The following is a 17153-nucleotide window of genomic DNA, read 5'->3' as shown; positions in this document are numbered from 1 at the left end:
TAAAAACGAAAGGCCTTTTTGGTCAGGAAAAGAATTGATCCTTCCCGCGGCAGCGGTTACAATATAAGACAAAATTCAGCGCGAACACCTAGGAGGCTTCTGATGTTTTCATTTGATTTTAAGGATCAAATCCAGTTCCGAAAAGCGGTATATTACAGCTTTAAGCCGATTCCGCTGCCAAGGCCCTTTCAGGACGGCACGGGCGGGATGGGAAAATTTGCGCCCGAGCATGGATGCATTGAGCTCTACGATGAAGAAGGCGCCTGCGCGCACCTTTGCGTCGGGCGCGGTTTTATAAAAGACATCCTTCCGCTCATTCTCAACGGAGAGAAAAGAAGCTACAACGAGTGGCGGAAAAATTTGTACTGGAAGGTGCGGAACAGCGGATTCCAAAGCCCGCAGGCAGTGGAAGTCGGTTCTTTGGACCTGATGATGCTGGACATTCTTTCCCAGAGGGCAGGACTGCCGCTGCACCGTTTCCTCGGCGCGAAAAAGGACTGGGCCGCGGCCTACAAGGGAGGAGGTTCGATCTTACTGGACGACAGCGCGCTGGTGGAAGACATGGTCCGTTATGCCGAAGAGGGGTATACGACCGTCAAATTCAAAGTCGGCAGCAGTGATATCGAAAGAGATGTAAGGCGGCTGGAAAAGGTCAGAAAGGCGGTTGGTGACAAAATCGATATCGCGGTAGACGCCAACCAAAAATGGGACGCCGAAACCGCATTCCATTTTTCAGAGCTTGTGGGACCTTACCGTCCCGCATGGCTGGAAGAGCCGGTCCATTCGCACGATATGAATGAGATCAAGCGGCTGAAGAACATGGGGATCTCGATTCCAATCGCATTCGGGGAATCCATGAGGATCTCGTTTGCCTATGAGACCTACATAGAGAAGGGCGTGGACCATTTGCAGCCGTCCGTCGGCAGAATGAGCCGGATGGACGACCTGATCCGGATCAGGGACATGGCAAGGGAACACCACGTCCGCTTCTCTTCCGGCGGCAGGGTATACCTGAATGCGATTTTCGGGTGTCTGTACAGGGAGGACGAGCTGATCGAGTACCATGAGCCGATCAGCAAGCCGGTCGGGGAGTATATGCTGTACCGGCCGGAAGAAAAGAACGGCAGATTCTACTGCCAGACGGATGTCCCTGGGAATCCTCAGCGCATGGATCTCGCAAGGCTCGAAGAGGACGGCCTGATGGAGAGCCGCCAGGTATTCTACGTGGAAAGCTGATGCATCAGCATCAAGAAAATAAAAAGGAGTATGAAAATGAAAAAAGTATTGGAAAGCGTTTTAGCCGTATGTTTATTGGGGTCCATGCTTTGCGCGTGTTCGCAGAGCGGCGGGGGGAGCTCCGCGTCTTCCGGCGCGTCAAAGGCCGATTCGGCCTCGAGTGTAAACTGGCCGGCCGGAACCGTGAACCTGATGGTGCCCGGAAAGGCCGGGGGCGGTTCCGATCTGACGACCAGGTATCTTTCCACGGGGCTCAATAAGGAGCAGGGGATCAATTTCTCGGTCTACAATTACGACAATACCGCCGTGTGCTTTCAGAACATTGCAAACCAGAAGCCGGACGGCGCGAATCTCTGTGTGGCGCACACGGCGATCATGACGCAGTATATTACCGGAACCAGCGAGGTCGATCCGGCCAAGCAGGTAACGGTGATAGCGGCCATCGGGAACAACGGGCTTCGCTGCATCGCGGCGAGGAAAGACGCTCCCTACAACACGTTCAAGGAAATGGTCGATTACTGCAAAACCCATCCGGGAATCGTAAAGGCGGGCATGGCTCCGGGCGGAACGACACAGTTTATGCTGGGAAAAATCGAGTCGGAGTGCGGAGTCAAGTTCAACAATGTGCAGTGCGCCGAAGAAACGGACCGGCTGACGAATCTCGCGGGCGGATTTATTGATATCGGAAGCATTTCGCTGAGCAACGGGCTCGAATATGAGAAGGCGGGCAAGCTGAAGGTCCTGGCCACGATCGGGACGGACGGGGCGAAAATTGAAGATTTTGACGCCGCCGCGGCGCAGAAACAGAACTATAAATCCGTCCAGGAGCAGGGGTATCAGAATGTCGCCTGGGGTACGAGCTATTACCTGGTCGGGCCTGCCGGCATGAGCCAGGACCTGGTCGAAAAGATCAACGCCTCCCTGAAAAACATCGCGTCCGCGGACTCGGAATACACCAAGGGCATGAAACAGATGGGCCAGATTGCCGAGTGGCACGACGTCCAGGAATCCCAGAAGATGTACCAGGAAGAATACGACAGCGCCGTGAAGGTGGCGAAGGACCTCGGCATTTACAGTGTGAAGCAGTAACGGGAGGCAAGCGCAGAAAAAAGGAGGGAATCCCATTGGGAGAAAAAACGCTCAAAAAAGACGGCATTGTCGGGATTGGAGCCGTATTGGCCGCCGCGTTCTTTTTTTATCACACACAGGAGATCAGAACGCCGGCGAACCTGGTCGAGCCGGGACCGACCCTGATGCCAATTATTGCGGAAGCGCTGATGGCGGTATGCGGATTAGGCATGCTTGTCGAATCGCTGCTGAAACGGGAGGAAGATGAGGCTTATCTGGCGAAGGACGGCTGGAAACGGCTTTTCGTCGCTTTCGGCGTGATGGTCCTCTATGCCGTCGGGCTTCAGTTCCTCGGCTTTAACATATCGACCCCGGTCATATCGTTTGTTCTGATCAAAATGCTGAGCGGCGGAAAAAAGGTGCCGGCGGCGCTGTCCGCGGTGATTGCGGTTGCCCTGACAGCCGCGCTTTACCTGATCTTTACGAAAGGTTTTGCCATCAGTCTGCCCGAAGGTGTGTTGGGCATATTTTAAGGGGTGAATCATGAGTACCTATCTGACAAGTCTGCTGATCTGTTTTCAGCCTGTTCATTTTCTTCTGATCGTGGGGACCTGTATTGTAGGCATTATTTTCGGAGCCATACCGGGCCTGAGCGCGGCGATTGGCATTTCCCTCCTGCTCCCTGTAACGTTCAGCATGGATACGGAAACCAGCTTCTGCATGCTTTTGGCCATGTATATTGGAGGCGTGTCCGGCGCTTTCATCTCGGCGACGTTGATGGGAATTCCGGGCGCCTCCTCATCCATCGCGACGACCTTTGACGCTTATCCGATGACGCAGAAGGGCGAGGCCTCCAAAGCGCTTTCGATCGGGATCATCGCGTCGTTTATCGGAACGCTCGGCTCCATTCTGATCGCTACCTTTTTAAGCCCGCTGATCGCCCAGCTGGCCCTGATGCTTGGCCCGTGGGAGTACTTCAGCCTGTGCTTCTGCGCCATCACGCTGGTGTCGGCTCTGGCGGAAGGCAGTATGTTCAAATGCCTTTTGTCGACCGCAATCGGTCTGCTGCTCGGTTACTTCGGAATGGACAGCGTTTCCGGTGTTCTGCGGTTCACGTTTGGGAACCATAATCTGGACAACGGCATCAGCCTGATCGCCATCACGCTGGGTGTGTTTGCCTGTTTGCAGGTCGTGGAAAACTTTGCGAAGGGTTCGCAGGAGCTGCCTGAGGTCAAAAAAGCGAATTTAAAAGGACTTGGGCTCAAAAGGCAGGATTTTACGGAGCATATCGGGACCATCGTCCGGTCATTTTTGCTGGGACTCTGGGTGGGCTTTCTGCCCGGAATAGGGTCCGGGGTGTCCAATCTGATCGCTTATGCACAGGCAAAATCCAGCAGCAAACACTCCGAATTGTTCGGAACCGGTTATCCGGGGGGCATTTGGGCTTCGGAAACGTCGAATAACGCCTCTGTCGGCGGCGCGATTATCCCGATGATCGCGCTCGGCATTCCGGGAGACAGCATTACGGCGATGCTGCTGACGGGCATGATGATTCACGGGCTGCAGCCGGGACCGCTTCTGATGTCGTCGAATCCTGAAATATCATACCTGGTCTTTGCGTGCGTCCTTGTAAGCGCGATCGTTGTACTCATTGTTGAACTGGCAACCAAAAGATGGTTTCCGATGATTTTGAAAATCCCATACCACTTTTTGTACAGCGCCATTTTGGTCATCTGCTTCATCGGCGCATTTACGGCGGCGAACAGCATTTTTGATATCTACATGATGCTGGCCTGCTGTGCGCTGGGCATCGTGATGAAAATCGCCAAGATCCCGGTGAGCCCGCTTCTCCTCTCTTTCGTCCTGAGCGGCAATTTGGAAAGCTATTTCAGAAATAGCATCAGCTACGCGAACGGCAGCTATGCCATGTTCTTCACGCGCCCCGTGTCATTTTTGTTTATTCTTGTCGGCGTTTTAAGCATCGTTTGGCCTACCGCTAAAAAGGCTTTTGGAAAAAAAGATAAATGGAATAAGGAGAAAAAAGCAGAATGTTAAATCAAAGATGGGTGTTTCACGGGGAAGCGGAACCCTTCGATAATGGAAAAGGCGTCGTCAGGAGAACACTGGCGTACAGCAAAGACCTGATGTGCGTGGAAAACACGTTCGCACAGGGTGCGGCGGGCGCGCTCCATCATCATCCGCATACACAGATTACCTACGTGGTCAGCGGGGAATTTGAATTCAATATCGATGGAGAAAAAAGAATTGTGAAAGCAGGAGACACCATGTTGAAACTGAATGGCGTCGAGCATGGCTGCACCTGCCTGAAAGCCGGCGTGCTGCTGGATATTTTTACTCCGATGCGGGAGGATTTCGTTTAGCGGCGCTTTGATACGGAAGGGTCCGGGTCGAAACGGCCTGTGCCCCGGCCGTTGATAAAAGAACGGCAAGCTATGATTTGGAGGTTAAAGATGGATATTTTAAATCAATTTTCCCTGAAAGGGAAAACGGCTCTTGTAACGGGCGCATCCTACGGAATCGGAATGGCGCTTGCAACCGCTTTCTCACAGGCTGGAGCGAAAATCGTGTTTAACGATCTGAGGCAGGAACTTGTCGATAAGGGCCTCGATGCGTATGCAGAGCGGAACATCCAGGCCCACGGCTATGTCTGCGACGTGACCGACGAGGATCAGGTAAAAAGCCTTGTTGAAAAAGCGGAGTCCGAAGCCGGGCCGATCGACATCCTGGTGAACAACGCGGGGATCATCAAGCGCATCCCCATGTGCGACATGGCGGCGTCGGAATTCCGCCAGGTGATCGACGTTGATCTCAACGCCCCGTTTATTGTCTCCAAGGCTGTGATTCCCGGCATGATCCGCCGCGGCCACGGCAAAATCATCAATATCTGCTCCATGATGAGCGAGCTTGGCAGAGAGACCGTCAGCGCTTACGCCGCAGCCAAAGGCGGCCTGAAGATGCTGACCCGGAATATCGCGTCCGAATACGGACAGTACAACATCCAGTGCAACGGCATCGGCCCCGGGTACATTGAAACGCCGCAGACCGCCCCGCTTCGCACCCCTGATCATCCGTTCAACAAATTTATCATCTCAAAGACCCCGGCGGCCCGCTGGGGGAAAACCGACGACCTGATGGGGCCGGCTGTTTTTCTCGCTTCCGAAGCATCCAATTTTGTAAATGGACACATTCTTTATGTGGACGGCGGAATTCTGGCCTATATCGGCAAACAGCCCTGACCGTTCTCATGATTCATCTGGAGGGATTACCTTGGACATACGCTATTCAGCAAACCAGAAAGACTTTAAACATTACACGACCGAAGAAATCAGAAAGGAATTTCTGATCGAGAGACTCTTTGAGCCGGACGACGTCACGGCCACCTATTCCCACATCGACCGCATCGTCACCATGGGCGCCATGCCTGTCGTCCGGGAGGTCCGCCTGGATCAAAACATCGACTGCTGGAAAAATTTCGGCGTTCACTGTTTTTTGGAGCGCCGGGAACTGGGCATGATCAACATCGGCGGCGACGGGATTGTCATCGCCGACGGCAGGGAGTATGCGGTCGGGCATTTGTGCGGTTTATACCTTTCCATGGGCACCAAAGAAGTGGTTTTCAAGGCCGTGGACGCAGCGCGGCCTCCCAAATTTTACATGTGTTCCACTCCGGCTCACTGCGCTTGTCCCACGACCCTGATCCCGTTTGAAAAAGCAATCCACCGCAGGCTGGGATCTTCCGGGACCAGCAACCTGAGGACGATCAACCAGTTTGTCCACCCGGACGTTCTGCAGACCTGCCAGCTTTCCATGGGCTGCACGATTCTGGAGCCCGGAAGCGTTTGGAACACGATGCCGGTTCACACGCACGAAAGGCGGATGGAAGTCTACCTGTATTTCAATATTCCCAAAGACAATGTTGTGTTCCATCTGATGGGCGAGGGACGGGAAACCAGGCACATCGTCATGCACAACGAGCAGGCTGTCATCAATCCGAGCTGGTCGATCCACGCGGGCTGCGGCACTTCAAACTATGCGTTCATCTGGGCTATGGCCGGGGAAAACCGCGCGTTTGACGATATGGACGAAATCCCGACGGAAGAACTGAAATAAGCAAGACCCAATTCCAATTTCAAAAGGCAACAAGGCGGTATTTGCCGGGAGTTCCCGGTAAATACCGCCTTGTTGCCTTTCAAATGCTTCTTCTCTCTTGGGACTGCGGTGAGAAATGGGACACTGCGGAATGAATTGCGGCGGTTCGGTAAACCTTATTCATGGAGATGGAGACATCCGCCTGATCGGCGCGGATGTTTTGCAGACTGAACCGCGGATGAAAAAACAGAAAAGGCAATCCGAAGCGCCGGCTTTTGGACAGCGCCCAAATTTTATCGGGCAATCCGGGAAATTCCCTTGACTAATAGGGATTTCTGTATATAATATATATTGATTTTTTAAAGAGAATTTATCAAGAAAAACATGAAAATCGGAGAATAAGGAAGATCTTTTAGGATTAACCCGTAAAATTCATGAAATTCAATGGTTTTTCAGCTGTTTTTAAAAAAAATTCGTGATTCGCATAATGCTTTAAATCCGGGAAAGGTCGGGTGTTACGGTTGGAAAACAAGCTGAAACTTTACGGCTTCAACAATCTTACCAAATCGCTCAGCTTTAACATTTATGATGTTTGCTACGCGAAAAGCGCACGGGAGCAGCGTGATTATATTGCATATATCGACGAGCAGTACAACTCGGAACGTCTGACCGATATTCTTTACCGCGTGACGGAAATGATCGGCGCCCAGGTCCTGAATGTGAGCAAGCAGGATTACGACCCGCAGGGCGCGAGCGTCGCGTTCCTGATTGCCGAGCAGGCGTTTCCTCCCGATGAGATCGACAGCTCCTGCAATCTGGGCAGGGGCGTGCTCCACGGCACCGGCAGCGAGGTCGTCGCGCATCTGAACAAAAGCCACGCGACCGTGCATACCTATCCGGAGTATCATCCGGACAACGCGATCGCGACCTTCCGCGTGGACATCGACATTTCCACCTGCGGAGAGATCTCTCCTCTCAACACGCTGAATTATCTGATCGGCAGCTTCGACTCCGACATCATCACGGCCGATTACCGCGTCCGCGGCTTCACGCGCGATTTCAGCGGAAAGAAACTCTTTATGGACCATAAGATCACGTCCATTCAGGATTATATTGACGCCGCCACCCTCCTGAAATACGATGCGATCGACATCAACGTCTATCAGGCCAACCTGTTCCACACGAAGCTGCTCATCAAGGACATCGACCTTCAGAATTATCTGTTCAACACGGATGTGTATGAGCTTCCGCCCAAGCTGCGCCTGACGATCACGGAGAATCTGCGCAGGGAAATGATCGAGATTTTCAGCGGCGCGAACGTCTATGATACGCCGGAGGGAGCGGAACATTGACGGGGCAGGAGCGGGCTCCGCTTCTGGAGGCCCTGAACCGCTTTAAAGACATGCGGATCGTCCCGTTTGACGTGCCCGGCCACAAACGCGGCAGGGGGAATCCCGAACTGACGGAATTCCTGGGGGAAAAATGCCTGACGGTGGACGTCAACTCGATGAAGCCGCTGGACAACCTCTGCCATCCCTCCTCGGTGATTCGGGAAGCGGAGGAACTGGCCGCCGGGGCGTTCGGCGCGCACCACGCTTTCTTCATGGTGAACGGCACCACGTCCGCGGTGCAGAGCATGATCATGAGCGTCTGCAAGAAGGGCGAAAAAATCATCATGCCGCGCAACGTTCACCGCAGCGCGATCAGCGCGCTGATTCTCTGCGGCGCGGTTCCGGTTTATGTCAACCCCGGCATCGACCGGCGCCTTGGGATTTCCCTGGGGATGTCGCTTTCGGACGTGAGCCGGGCGATCGAGGAAAATCCGGACGCAAAAGCTGTTTTTGTGAACAATCCGACTTATTACGGCATCTGCTCCGATCTGAAATCCATTGTGGAGCTGGCGCACAAACACCATATGCTCGTTCTGGCCGACGAGGCGCACGGAACCCATTTCTATTTCGGCGAGGGACTGCCGGTCTCCGCCATGGCGGCGGGAGCCGACCTGTCCGCGGTCAGCATGCACAAATCCGGCGGCTCGCTGACCCAGAGTTCCCTTCTGCTCACCGGTCCGGCCGTGGATGAAAGCTATGTCGACCAGATCGTCAACCTGACGCAGACCACCAGCGCTTCCTACCTGCTCATGTCCTCGCTGGATGTCTCCCGCCGCAATCTCGCGCTGCGGGGCGGGGAAATCTTCCGGCGCGTGGTTTCCATGGCGGAGTATCTCCGTGAAGAGATCAATCGCATCGGCGGTTATTACGCGTTTTCGCGGGAACTGGTCAACGACGGGACCGTTTACGACTTCGACGTGACCAAGCTTTCGGTCCACACGCTGGACATCGGGCTGGCGGGGATCGAGGTGTATGACCTGCTGCGGGACGAATACGATATTCAGATCGAGTTCGGGGACCTCGGCAACATCCTCGCCTACATTTCCATGGGAGACCGCGCTCTTGATGCGGAGCGGCTGGTTGCGGCCCTTTCCGAGATCAAGCGCCGCTACGAGCGCGACAAGAGCGGATTGCTCACGCAGGAATACATTCCGCCCCAGGTGGTCGAACGGCCCCAGAAGGCGTTCTACGCCGAAAAAGAGCCGGTTCCGGTGGAACTGAGCGCCGGGCGCATCAGCGGGGAATCCGTCATGTGTTATCCGCCCGGCATTCCGGTCGTGGCCCCGGGAGAACGAATTACCCGGGAAATTGTAGAATATGTTCGCTATGCCGGAGAAAAGGGCGCCATGCTGACCGGCATGCGGGATGTCAGCATGAAAACGATTCAGGTTCTGAAGGAGATTTGACGATGGAATTGTGGTTTACCGAAAAACATACGAAAAACGTCAATTTTTCCATCAAGGTGGACCGTCAGCTTTACAGCAGCCAGAGCGAATTCCAGCGCATCGATATTTTTGAGTCGCCGGAATTCGGCCGCTTTCTAACGCTGGACGGTTTCATGATGCTGACGGAGAAAGACGAGTTCATTTATCATGAGATGATCGCGCATGTGCCGATGGCTGTGAATCCTTCCGCAAAACGGATTCTGGTGATCGGCGGGGGAGACGGCGGAGCGGTGCGCGAGCTGACGCGCTATCCGGGCATTGAGCGCATTGACCTGGTTGAGATCGACCGCGAAGTGGTCGAGGCCTGTAAAAAGTACCTGCCGCAGACCGCCTGCAGACTGGACGACCCCAGGGTTCGCGTTTTCTATGAGGACGGGCTCCGCTTTGTCCGTGACAAACGGGACGAATACGACCTGATCTTAGTGGATTCCACCGACCCGTTTGGGCCGGGAGAGGGGCTGTTCACCAAGGAGTTCTACGGCAACTGCTTTAAGGCACTTGACGAGGACGGGATTCTCGTCAATCAGCAGGAGAGCCCGTTTTACCACAACGACGCGGTGGCCATGCAGCGCGCGCACCAGAGGATCGTGCAGTCGTTCCCGGTCAGCCGGGTCTATCAGGCGCATATTCCGACCTACTCGTCGGGACACTGGCTGTTCGGCTTCGCTTCCAAAAAATTGCGCCCGGTGGAAGACTTGCGGGCGGAGGAATGGAATCGTTTGGGCCTTGTGACCCGATACTATAACACGAAGCTCCACGTCGGGGCGTTTTCGCTGCCGACCTATGTCAACGACCTGTTGGAAAAAGTGGAGCCGATGAAAGAAGAAGAATAAACCAGAGGAGGTACCCGGTATGGGAAAAGCTATGATGATCGGCGCGGGGGCCGTAGCAAGCGTTGTCGCGCATAAATGCTGTCAGAATCCGGAGGTCTTTGAGGAACTCTGCATTGCGAGTCGGACCAAAAGCAAATGCGACGCGCTGAAGAAGAAATTGGAAGGCGGGAAAACGAAGGTTTCGACCGCTCAGGTTGACGCGGACAACGTGGCGGAGCTGGTTCAGCTGATCCGGAGGGAAAAACCGGACATCGTCATCAATGTGGCGCTGCCCTATCAGGACCTTCATATCATGGACGCCTGCCTGGAAGCGAGGGTCGACTATGTGGACACGGCAAACTACGAGCCGCCCGAAACCGCGCACTTTGAATATAAGTGGCAGTGGGACTACCGCGACCGCTATGAGAAGGCCGGCATCACCGCGCTGCTCGGCAGCGGATTCGACCCGGGCGTGACGGGCGTTTATTCCGCCTATGCCCAAAAGCACTGCTTTGACGAAATTCATTCCATCGACATTGTCGACGCGAACGCCGGCGACCACGGCTATAAGTTTGCCACCAACTTTAACCCGGAGATCAATATCCGCGAAGTCAGCGCGAAGGGCAGCTACTTTGAAAACGGCCGCTTTGTCGAAACGGAACCGATGGCAATCAAACGGGTGTACGATCTGCCGGAGATCGGGCCGAAGGATATTTATCTGCTGCACCACGAGGAACTGGAATCCCTTGCGAAGAATATCAAGGGAATTCAGCGCATCCGGTTCTGGATGACGTTTTCCCAGAGCTATCTGGACCATCTGCGGGCGCTGGAAGACGTCGGAATGACTTCGATCGAACCGATCGAGTTCGAGGGAAAGCAGATCGTACCGCTTCAATTCCTGAAAGCGGTCCTGCCGGACCCCTCCACCCTCGGCCCAAGGACAAAGGGCAAAACCAACATCGGCTGCATTTTTCAGGGCGTCAAGGACGGAAAAGAGCGTACCTATTACGTTTATAATATCTGCGACCACCAGGCGTGTTACCGCGAAGTCGGCAGTCAGGCCGTCGCCTACACGGCCGGCGTTCCCGCGATGATCGGCGCGATGATGGTGCTGACCGGGAAATGGAAAAAGCCCGGGGTCTTCAATGTGGAGGAATTCGATCCGGACCCGTACATGGACGCGATGAACCGCTGCGGGCTGCCCTGGCGCGAGGATTTTTCCCCGGCGCTGATCGGCTGACGGTGGGAATGATGTTTGATCCGATGATTCCGCCCACGCCGTGCTACGTAATCGACAAGCAACTGCTTACTGAAAACCTGAAAATTCTCGATTCCGTGCGGAAAGAGACCGGCTGCCGGATTTTGCTGGCGCAGAAGGCGTTTTCGATGTTTTCCGTTTATCCGCTGATCGGAAAATACCTGGACGGCGCCGCTTCCAGCTCCCTGTTCGAGGCGAGGCTGGCACGGGAAGAAATGGGGAAGGAAGTCCACATCTACGCTCCCGCCTACCGGGAGGACGAGTTTGATCAGATTCTGGAATACAGCGACCACGTTGTATTCAATTCGTTTTCCCAATGGGAAAAGTTCAGAGGCGCGGTGCGCAACAGCGGCGGAAAAGTGAGCTGCGGCATCCGCGTCAATCCGGAGTACTCGGAGATCGAGACCGGCATTTACGATCCCTGCGGAGAGTTCTCACGCCTCGGCGTAACGCCTGGGAACTTCCGCCCGGAAGAGCTGGAAGGAATCGAAGGGCTGCATTTCCACACAATGTGCGAGCAGGGCGCGGAAACGCTCGACCGTACCCTGCGGGTATTCGAGGAAAAGTTCGGCCGCTTTTTGTCCCGGATGAAATGGGTCAATTTCGGGGGCGGGCACCATATTACCAAACCGGGCTACCGTCTCGACCTGCTGAAAGACTGCATCCGCCGGATTCACGACAGGTATGGCGTGCAGGTTTATCTGGAGCCGGGCGAAGCGATTGCGCTGAACGCGGGATTTCTGGTTTCCACCGTGCTGGACGTGATGGAGAACGGAATGGGGATTGCCATTCTGGACACCTCTGCGGCGTGCCATATGCCCGATGTGCTGGAAATGCCTTACCGCCCGGAAATCGTGGACGCGGGGAAACCGGGGGAGACGCCGTATACGTACCGCCTCGGCGGGCCGACCTGCCTCGCGGGCGACGTCATCGGCGATTATTCCTTCCCAAAACCGCTTAGGCCCGGAGACCGGCTGGTTTTCCGCGACATGGCGATCTACTCCATGGTGAAGAACAACACGTTCAATGGGATCGGGCTTCCGGCGATCCTCCTCTACGGGGAATCCGAGGGCTTCCGCCTCGTCAGGGAGTTCAACTATGAGGATTTCAAGACCCGGCTTTCCTGATTCGGACCGATTACTGCCGATCAGGTCAAATCTCTGGCGCGGACCAGGTGTCGGCGGGCTCCCAGACTCTTGCCGTTCCGTGGAGCAGATTTCCGCCATTGTTCAGTCCAATTCCGCGACGGCGGAAGAGAGTGCAGCCTCCAGCGAAGAGCTGAGCGCACAGGCGGGCCTGCTGAATCAGCTGGTTTCCCGGTTCCAGGTCCTTGAAAAAGAGTAAGCAACATCATACGGCGGGCAGCCCTTTTCAGGGCCGCCCGCTTTTTTTCTCTATTCTTTTTCCTTCTGACGTTCCAAGGCATTATGGAACTGCTGCTCAGAAGAAAAATTTTGTTTTAAAAGTGCCTGCTGAGTCTCTTCCGGCAGGGACAGAAAATAGCTTTCATCGGAATCCTGGTTGATCGGCAAAACAGAGCCGGCGGGGATGCCGGGAATACCGCTGTCGGAACCTAAGTCCATTGTTCATCACCTCCCGCCATAGTGTGCCCGAAATGAAAGATGAGCTTCTGGTAAATCCCGGCCTGCTTAAACTTATGAAAAAAATTCAGATTTTTTCTGAAAATTTGGGAAAGCTTTTTATTAGATGTTTATAAAATGCCGCTCTGATTTTCGGATATACGTTCCCTTCAACATAAATTTGTTCCCACCTTATGAAATATCCGGCACGTTTGGCGGCGAATGGTCAAAACCTATTTCGTTTTCTATTTTCTGGTAAAATAAAACAGAATTGACAACATAAAAGACCTCCCTTGTGAGCAGAGTAATAGTGCGGCGCAAGGGAGGTGAAATTTTGAAAAAAATCATTTCAATGCTAACCGCATCCGCCGCCATGCTTGAACTTTTGCTGGCAGTAGTTCTTTTGACGGCGGATTATTTTACTCCCGATTCCTATACCGTGACCACAGGGAACCATCTGGAGTGGTTGTCCGGTGCGATTACGGTTGTCGGCGACAGCGATGTAACAGCCAGCGCGGGCGTCTCTTATCCAAAAACGTATCAGGGTACTTTAATGCTGTACCACCTGATTCCAATTAAGTCCGTGGACGTCAGCATTGTCGACCAGACCTGCGTCGTGCCCTGCGGAACGCCGTTCGGAATTAAAATGTTTACCGACGGCGTGGTGATCGTAGGGCTTGCGGACATCCAGACCTCCTCCGGCTCCGTAAATCCTGCTGCACAGGCGGGGCTGAAGATCGGGGATGTGATTACCGAAGTTGACGGAAAGGAAGTCAGTTCCAACAGTGAAGTCGCAAAGGACGTGGAAAACTGCGATGGCAAAAACATGCGGTTCTGCGTCCGGCGTGACGGCACCCTTTCCACTGTGACCCTGCAGCCGGTTCGGGCGGAAGCCGACGGACTCTACAAAGCTGGTCTTTGGGTCCGCGACAGCACCGCGGGAATTGGAACCCTGACTTATTATGACCCGTCAACCAAAAGCTTTGCGGGGCTGGGGCATGGAATCTGTGATTCCGACACCGGCGAGCTGATGCCGCTGCTAAGCGGCGATATTGTTCCGGTCACCATTAACGGTGTGTCGAAGGGACTAAAAGGAAAACCCGGAGAGCTTCGCGGGTATTTTACCGACAGCGACGCGATGGGCAGACTGGTTGCCAATGTAACAACCGGAGTCTACGGGTATTTGAATTCCGCTCCGGAAGGCGGCGCTTTGAAGGTCGCCATGAAGCAGGATGTCAAAGCTGGCGCAGTACAAATTCTGACCACCATTGATGGAGGCACACCACAGTACTATGATGCTGAAATCGAAAGAATCGACTACAGAGATCAGGTACAGAGCAAAAATCTGATTCTTCACATTACCGACGGGAAGCTGATTACCCAAACGGGCGGCATCGTTCAGGGGATGAGCGGCAGCCCGATTCTTCAGGGCGGTAAACTGGTCGGTGCGGTGACCCATGTTTTTGTCAATGATCCGACCCGCGGCTACGGGGTATTTGCTGAAAATATGCTGGCGGAATCCAAATCGGTCGATTCCGCAATGAAATCAAAAGCGTCTTAATCAACGCGCTTATCTTTTTCCCCTTAATTCAAAAAAAATATTACCAATCTATTGCCATTTTTACCAATATATGGTATTATAACGCTATAATAAATCAATTAGGGGGATCAAACATGGAAAAGCGTATAAAATTGCTTATCGCAAATGACAGTACGGAGTTTCATAACGACTACGGTCGAGTTTTTGAAAGTTCTGAATTGGAAGTCAGCTATGCGCAGAAAGATGGAATAAAGCTATTGGAAAAAATAGAAACGATCCATCCTGATGTAGTGCTTGCCGATCTTTTCATGCCAAGGCTGGACGGAATCGGCGTGATCAAAGCGACCCGGACGAAAATGCCGGGGGCAAAACCGCTTTTTGTGATTGTTTCCAATTTTACAAGTCCCACGCTGGAGCGGGAGGTCATGATGTCCGGTGCGGCGTATTTTGCGATCTGTCCGTTCGACGCCGCCGATCTGGCGGACCGGATTGTTCAGCTCTGCGATATGAACGGCCTTTCTGCGGCCGCGCCCGCGAAATCCAGACAGGCCTCTCAGGATCCGGAGCCGTCCCTGGAAATTCAGGTGACGGAGATCCTGCATCAAATTGGCGTTCCGGCGCATATTAAAGGATATCATTATCTTCGTGATTCCATTATTATGGCAATTGAAACTCCGGATATTATCAATGCAGTGACCAAACAGCTTTACCCCAGTGTTGCAAAGAGATACAACACCACGGCGTCCCGTGTGGAACGCGCGATACGCCATGCGATTGAAGTGGCGTGGGACCGCGGTGACGTGGATATTTTGAATTCCTATTTCGGATATACAATCCACAATACAAGAGGAAAACCCACCAATTCCGAATTTATCGCCATGATTTCAGACAGGCTCAGGCTTCACATGAAGACGGCCTGATGAATAAAAAGGGGACCGCCGGTAATCCGGCGGTCCCTGATTTTTTTAAAAACACGATCCATGATCCAGCCGTTACAGGGCGGGATGCATTGTCCCGAGATCAAAAGCCGGGACCGGGGTCGAAAAATACCCCGCCTTGACATCCGGGCAGGAATCCGCTACAGTGGAGGAAGAAAAAGGGGGACTTTTGAATGGGAATAGGCGGGGAAAAGAGACAAAAAATATCCCTGTCGCTGCTGCGGCTTGCCGCGATGATTTTCGGCCTCATCACGCTTCTGGAATGCGGCGTCCTGGCCTGTGCGGTTTTTCGCCCGGTGCTGTTTCGAATCAAAGCGGCGTTTTCGGGAGCCGAACCGCTTTCCGTTATCGGCGGAGCGAACGGCTCCACGGCGGTTTATCTGACGGCGAAAACGCCGCTGGCGTTCCTGCTGCCGCTTCTTTATCTGCTTGCGCCGATTCTGACGGCGGTCACGTTGCTTTTGCTTCACCGGCGTAAAAAGCAAAATACGGGGAAAGATGGAAGGTGAACCGATGGACGGTAAAATCCGGAAAAATATTGAAATCGGCGCGCTGGTCGATATCGTGCTGAAAAAAGACCAGCCAACCGGCAAGCTAACGCGCGGCCATGTCAAACGGATCCTGACCAAAAGCCCGACGCATCCGCACGGCATCAAGGTGATGCTGGAGGAAGAAGATCAGGTCGGGCGGGTGCAAAACATTGTGGAGGAACAATAATGTCTGAAATTTATCTGGCGGGAGGATGCTTCTGGGGCATGCAGAAGTATCTTTCGTCCGTTCGCGGGGTACTGGAAACCGAGGCGGGCTATGCGAACGGCCCGGACGAAGCCCCGACGTATGAGCAGGTGTGCCGGGATTCCGGGCACGCGGAGACCGTCCGCGTGAAGTACGATCCGGGAAAGGTATCGCTCGCATTTTTGCTGCGCCTGTATTTCGACGCGATCGATCCGGCTTCTGTCAACCGGCAGGGCGGGGACAGCGGAATCCAATACCGGACCGGCATCTATTACACGGACGGAAAAGACCTGCCGGTGATCCGCGCGGAAATCGAACGCCTGCAAAAAACGTTGGCGAAGCCGGTCGCGGTGGAAGTGCTGCCGCTCGAAAATTTTTATCCGGCGGAGGAATACCACCAGGATTATCTGGACAAAAATCCGGGCGGCTACTGCCACATCAGCCCGGCGAAGATCAAAAAAGCGGCCGAGGCTGTTGAACGCCCGGACCGATTCACGGCGCCGGACCCGCGGACGCTGAAAGAAAAGCTGACCCCAACGCAGTATGAGGTGACGCGGAACGCCGCGACGGAACCGCCGTTTCAGAATGCGTACTGGGACGAAAAGAGGCCGGGAATCTATGTGGACGTGACCACCGGAGAACCCCTGTTCACGTCAAAAGACAAATTCGACTCCGGCTGCGGATGGCCGAGCTTTTCCAGGCCGATTTCGCAGGAGCTTGTCGCGGAGCACAAGGACCTGACTCACGGGATGATCCGCACGGAGGTGCGAAGCAGGACCGGCGATGCCCACCTGGGACATGTTTTTGCCGATGGCCCCATGGAACTGGGAGGTCTGCGATACTGCATCAACAGCGCGTCGCTCCGGTTCATCCCGAAGGAGGAGATGGAACGGGAAGGCTACGGCGACTGGCTGAACCGGGTCTGAGCTGCCAAATACCCCCGCCGGGGGTTTGAGATTCCTGAAAAAATTATGACAAAGGCCGCGGGAACAAACCTTGTTCCCGCGGCCTTTGTTTCACATCATATACTGATACGAGAT

The 17153-nt window shown here is 54.2% G+C and carries 19 protein-coding genes; 18 read left to right on the top strand and 1 reads right to left on the bottom strand.

Annotated elements, in window-relative coordinates; genetic code table 11:
* Positions 1 to 102: 102 nt before the first annotated feature.
* The 13 genes from VA597_RS14480 to VA597_RS14420 all read left to right on the top strand — a co-directional run bounded on the left by VA597_RS14480 (position 103) and on the right by VA597_RS14420 (position 12664).
* Positions 103 to 1236, top strand: a complete 1134-nt coding sequence (locus tag VA597_RS14480) for an enolase C-terminal domain-like protein (RefSeq protein ID WP_128743635.1) — start codon at positions 103 to 105, stop codon at positions 1234 to 1236.
* Between the two features lie 36 nt (positions 1237 to 1272).
* Positions 1273 to 2325: a tripartite tricarboxylate transporter substrate binding protein gene (locus tag VA597_RS14475; RefSeq protein WP_164919085.1), complete on the top strand. Its 1053-nt coding sequence runs from the start codon at positions 1273 to 1275 to the stop codon at positions 2323 to 2325.
* A 35-nt stretch (positions 2326 to 2360) separates the two neighbouring features.
* A complete protein-coding gene (locus tag VA597_RS14470; protein ID WP_164919084.1) occupies positions 2361 to 2837 on the top strand; it encodes a tripartite tricarboxylate transporter TctB family protein in 477 nt (158 codons plus the stop codon).
* Positions 2838 to 2847: 10 nt separating this feature from the next.
* On the top strand, positions 2848 to 4359 hold the full coding sequence (locus tag VA597_RS14465) for a tripartite tricarboxylate transporter permease (protein WP_128743632.1): 1512 nt from the start codon (positions 2848 to 2850) through the stop codon (positions 4357 to 4359).
* On the top strand, positions 4353 to 4685 hold the full coding sequence (locus tag VA597_RS14460) for a cupin domain-containing protein (protein WP_128743631.1): 333 nt from the start codon (positions 4353 to 4355) through the stop codon (positions 4683 to 4685). The genes VA597_RS14465 and VA597_RS14460 overlap by 7 nt, the downstream gene beginning before the upstream one ends.
* Positions 4686 to 4775: 90 nt before the next feature.
* Complete coding sequence (locus VA597_RS14455) at positions 4776 to 5561, top strand: gluconate 5-dehydrogenase (protein ID WP_128743630.1); 786 nt, start codon at positions 4776 to 4778, stop codon at positions 5559 to 5561.
* Between the two features lie 31 nt (positions 5562 to 5592).
* Entirely contained in the window at positions 5593 to 6435 is an 843-nt protein-coding gene (gene kduI, locus VA597_RS14450) for a 5-dehydro-4-deoxy-D-glucuronate isomerase (protein WP_128743629.1), read from the top strand.
* Positions 6436 to 6926: 491 nt separating this feature from the next.
* On the top strand, positions 6927 to 7766 hold the full coding sequence (gene speD, locus VA597_RS14445) for an adenosylmethionine decarboxylase (protein WP_128743628.1): 840 nt from the start codon (positions 6927 to 6929) through the stop codon (positions 7764 to 7766).
* Positions 7763 to 9211: an aminotransferase class I/II-fold pyridoxal phosphate-dependent enzyme gene (locus VA597_RS14440; protein ID WP_128743627.1), complete on the top strand. Its 1449-nt coding sequence runs from the start codon at positions 7763 to 7765 to the stop codon at positions 9209 to 9211. Before speD ends, VA597_RS14440 begins: the two co-directional genes overlap by 4 nt.
* Positions 9212 to 9213: 2 nt before the next feature.
* On the top strand, positions 9214 to 10083 hold the full coding sequence (speE, locus tag VA597_RS14435; RefSeq protein ID WP_128743626.1) for a polyamine aminopropyltransferase: 870 nt from the start codon (positions 9214 to 9216) through the stop codon (positions 10081 to 10083).
* Between the two features lie 19 nt (positions 10084 to 10102).
* Complete coding sequence (locus VA597_RS14430) at positions 10103 to 11302, top strand: saccharopine dehydrogenase family protein (protein WP_128743625.1); 1200 nt, start codon at positions 10103 to 10105, stop codon at positions 11300 to 11302.
* A gap of 8 nt (positions 11303 to 11310) precedes the next feature.
* Positions 11311 to 12447 carry a carboxynorspermidine decarboxylase gene (gene nspC / locus VA597_RS14425; RefSeq protein WP_128743624.1) on the top strand — a complete coding sequence of 379 codons (1137 nt, stop codon included), beginning with the start codon at positions 11311 to 11313 and terminating at the stop codon, positions 12445 to 12447.
* A 79-nt stretch (positions 12448 to 12526) separates the two neighbouring features.
* Positions 12527 to 12664, top strand: coding sequence for a hypothetical protein (locus VA597_RS14420; RefSeq protein ID WP_442872779.1), 138 nt, complete (start codon positions 12527 to 12529; stop codon positions 12662 to 12664).
* Positions 12665 to 12714: 50 nt separating this feature from the next.
* On the opposite strand, the gene VA597_RS14415 is transcribed toward VA597_RS14420, so the two are convergent.
* Positions 12715 to 12903, bottom strand: a complete 189-nt coding sequence (locus VA597_RS14415; RefSeq protein ID WP_128743622.1) for a hypothetical protein — start codon at positions 12901 to 12903, stop codon at positions 12715 to 12717.
* Between the two features lie 331 nt (positions 12904 to 13234).
* Between VA597_RS14415 and spoIVB the strand changes: the two genes are divergently transcribed.
* The 5 genes from spoIVB (at position 13235) to msrB (ending at position 17039) form a co-directional block, all read left to right on the top strand.
* On the top strand, positions 13235 to 14461 hold the full coding sequence (spoIVB, locus tag VA597_RS14410) for a SpoIVB peptidase (RefSeq protein ID WP_243112532.1): 1227 nt from the start codon (positions 13235 to 13237) through the stop codon (positions 14459 to 14461).
* A 113-nt stretch (positions 14462 to 14574) separates the two neighbouring features.
* Positions 14575 to 15360, top strand: coding sequence for a sporulation transcription factor Spo0A (gene spo0A / locus VA597_RS14405; protein WP_128743621.1), 786 nt, complete (start codon positions 14575 to 14577; stop codon positions 15358 to 15360).
* Positions 15361 to 15551: 191 nt separating this feature from the next.
* Complete coding sequence (locus VA597_RS14400) at positions 15552 to 15887, top strand: hypothetical protein (RefSeq protein WP_128743620.1); 336 nt, start codon at positions 15552 to 15554, stop codon at positions 15885 to 15887.
* Between the two features lie 4 nt (positions 15888 to 15891).
* The gene (locus VA597_RS14395) at positions 15892 to 16095 is read left to right on the top strand and encodes a YwbE family protein (RefSeq protein WP_128743619.1); all 204 of its coding nucleotides are present in this window, start codon (positions 15892 to 15894) and stop codon (positions 16093 to 16095) included.
* Entirely contained in the window at positions 16095 to 17039 is a 945-nt protein-coding gene (gene msrB, locus VA597_RS14390) for a peptide-methionine (R)-S-oxide reductase MsrB (protein WP_128743618.1), read from the top strand. Before VA597_RS14395 ends, msrB begins: the two co-directional genes overlap by 1 nt.
* Positions 17040 to 17153 lie beyond the last annotated feature (114 nt).

Origin of the sequence: Caproicibacter sp. BJN0012, assembly GCF_035986805.1 — a bacterium.
Lineage (GTDB): Bacteria > Bacillota > Clostridia > Oscillospirales > Acutalibacteraceae > Caproicibacter.
Note: the sequence above shows the minus strand (reverse complement) of the source record. Positions and strands in the feature narration are given on the sequence as shown.

What these genes read in the sequence shown, in the direction of transcription:
- VA597_RS14395 (WP_128743619.1), top strand. Translation starts at nt 15,892, where the DNA reads ATGGACGGTAAAATCCGGAAAAATATTGAAATCGGCGCGCTGGTCGAT.
- VA597_RS14455 (WP_128743630.1), top strand. Translation starts at nt 4,776, where the DNA reads ATGGATATTTTAAATCAATTTTCCCTGAAAGGGAAAACGGCTCTTGTA.
- speE (WP_128743626.1), top strand. Translation starts at nt 9,214, where the DNA reads ATGGAATTGTGGTTTACCGAAAAACATACGAAAAACGTCAATTTTTCC.
- msrB (WP_128743618.1), top strand. Translation starts at nt 16,095, where the DNA reads ATGTCTGAAATTTATCTGGCGGGAGGATGCTTCTGGGGCATGCAGAAG.
- VA597_RS14475 (WP_164919085.1), top strand. Translation starts at nt 1,273, where the DNA reads ATGAAAAAAGTATTGGAAAGCGTTTTAGCCGTATGTTTATTGGGGTCC.
- VA597_RS14415 (WP_128743622.1), bottom strand. Translation starts at nt 12,903, where the DNA reads ATGGACTTAGGTTCCGACAGCGGTATTCCCGGCATCCCCGCCGGCTCT.
- VA597_RS14465 (WP_128743632.1), top strand. Translation starts at nt 2,848, where the DNA reads ATGAGTACCTATCTGACAAGTCTGCTGATCTGTTTTCAGCCTGTTCAT.
- VA597_RS14430 (WP_128743625.1), top strand. Translation starts at nt 10,103, where the DNA reads ATGGGAAAAGCTATGATGATCGGCGCGGGGGCCGTAGCAAGCGTTGTC.
- VA597_RS14460 (WP_128743631.1), top strand. Translation starts at nt 4,353, where the DNA reads ATGTTAAATCAAAGATGGGTGTTTCACGGGGAAGCGGAACCCTTCGAT.
- VA597_RS14400 (WP_128743620.1), top strand. Translation starts at nt 15,552, where the DNA reads ATGGGAATAGGCGGGGAAAAGAGACAAAAAATATCCCTGTCGCTGCTG.
- spo0A (WP_128743621.1), top strand. Translation starts at nt 14,575, where the DNA reads ATGGAAAAGCGTATAAAATTGCTTATCGCAAATGACAGTACGGAGTTT.
- VA597_RS14480 (WP_128743635.1), top strand. Translation starts at nt 103, where the DNA reads ATGTTTTCATTTGATTTTAAGGATCAAATCCAGTTCCGAAAAGCGGTA.
- nspC (WP_128743624.1), top strand. Translation starts at nt 11,311, where the DNA reads ATGATGTTTGATCCGATGATTCCGCCCACGCCGTGCTACGTAATCGAC.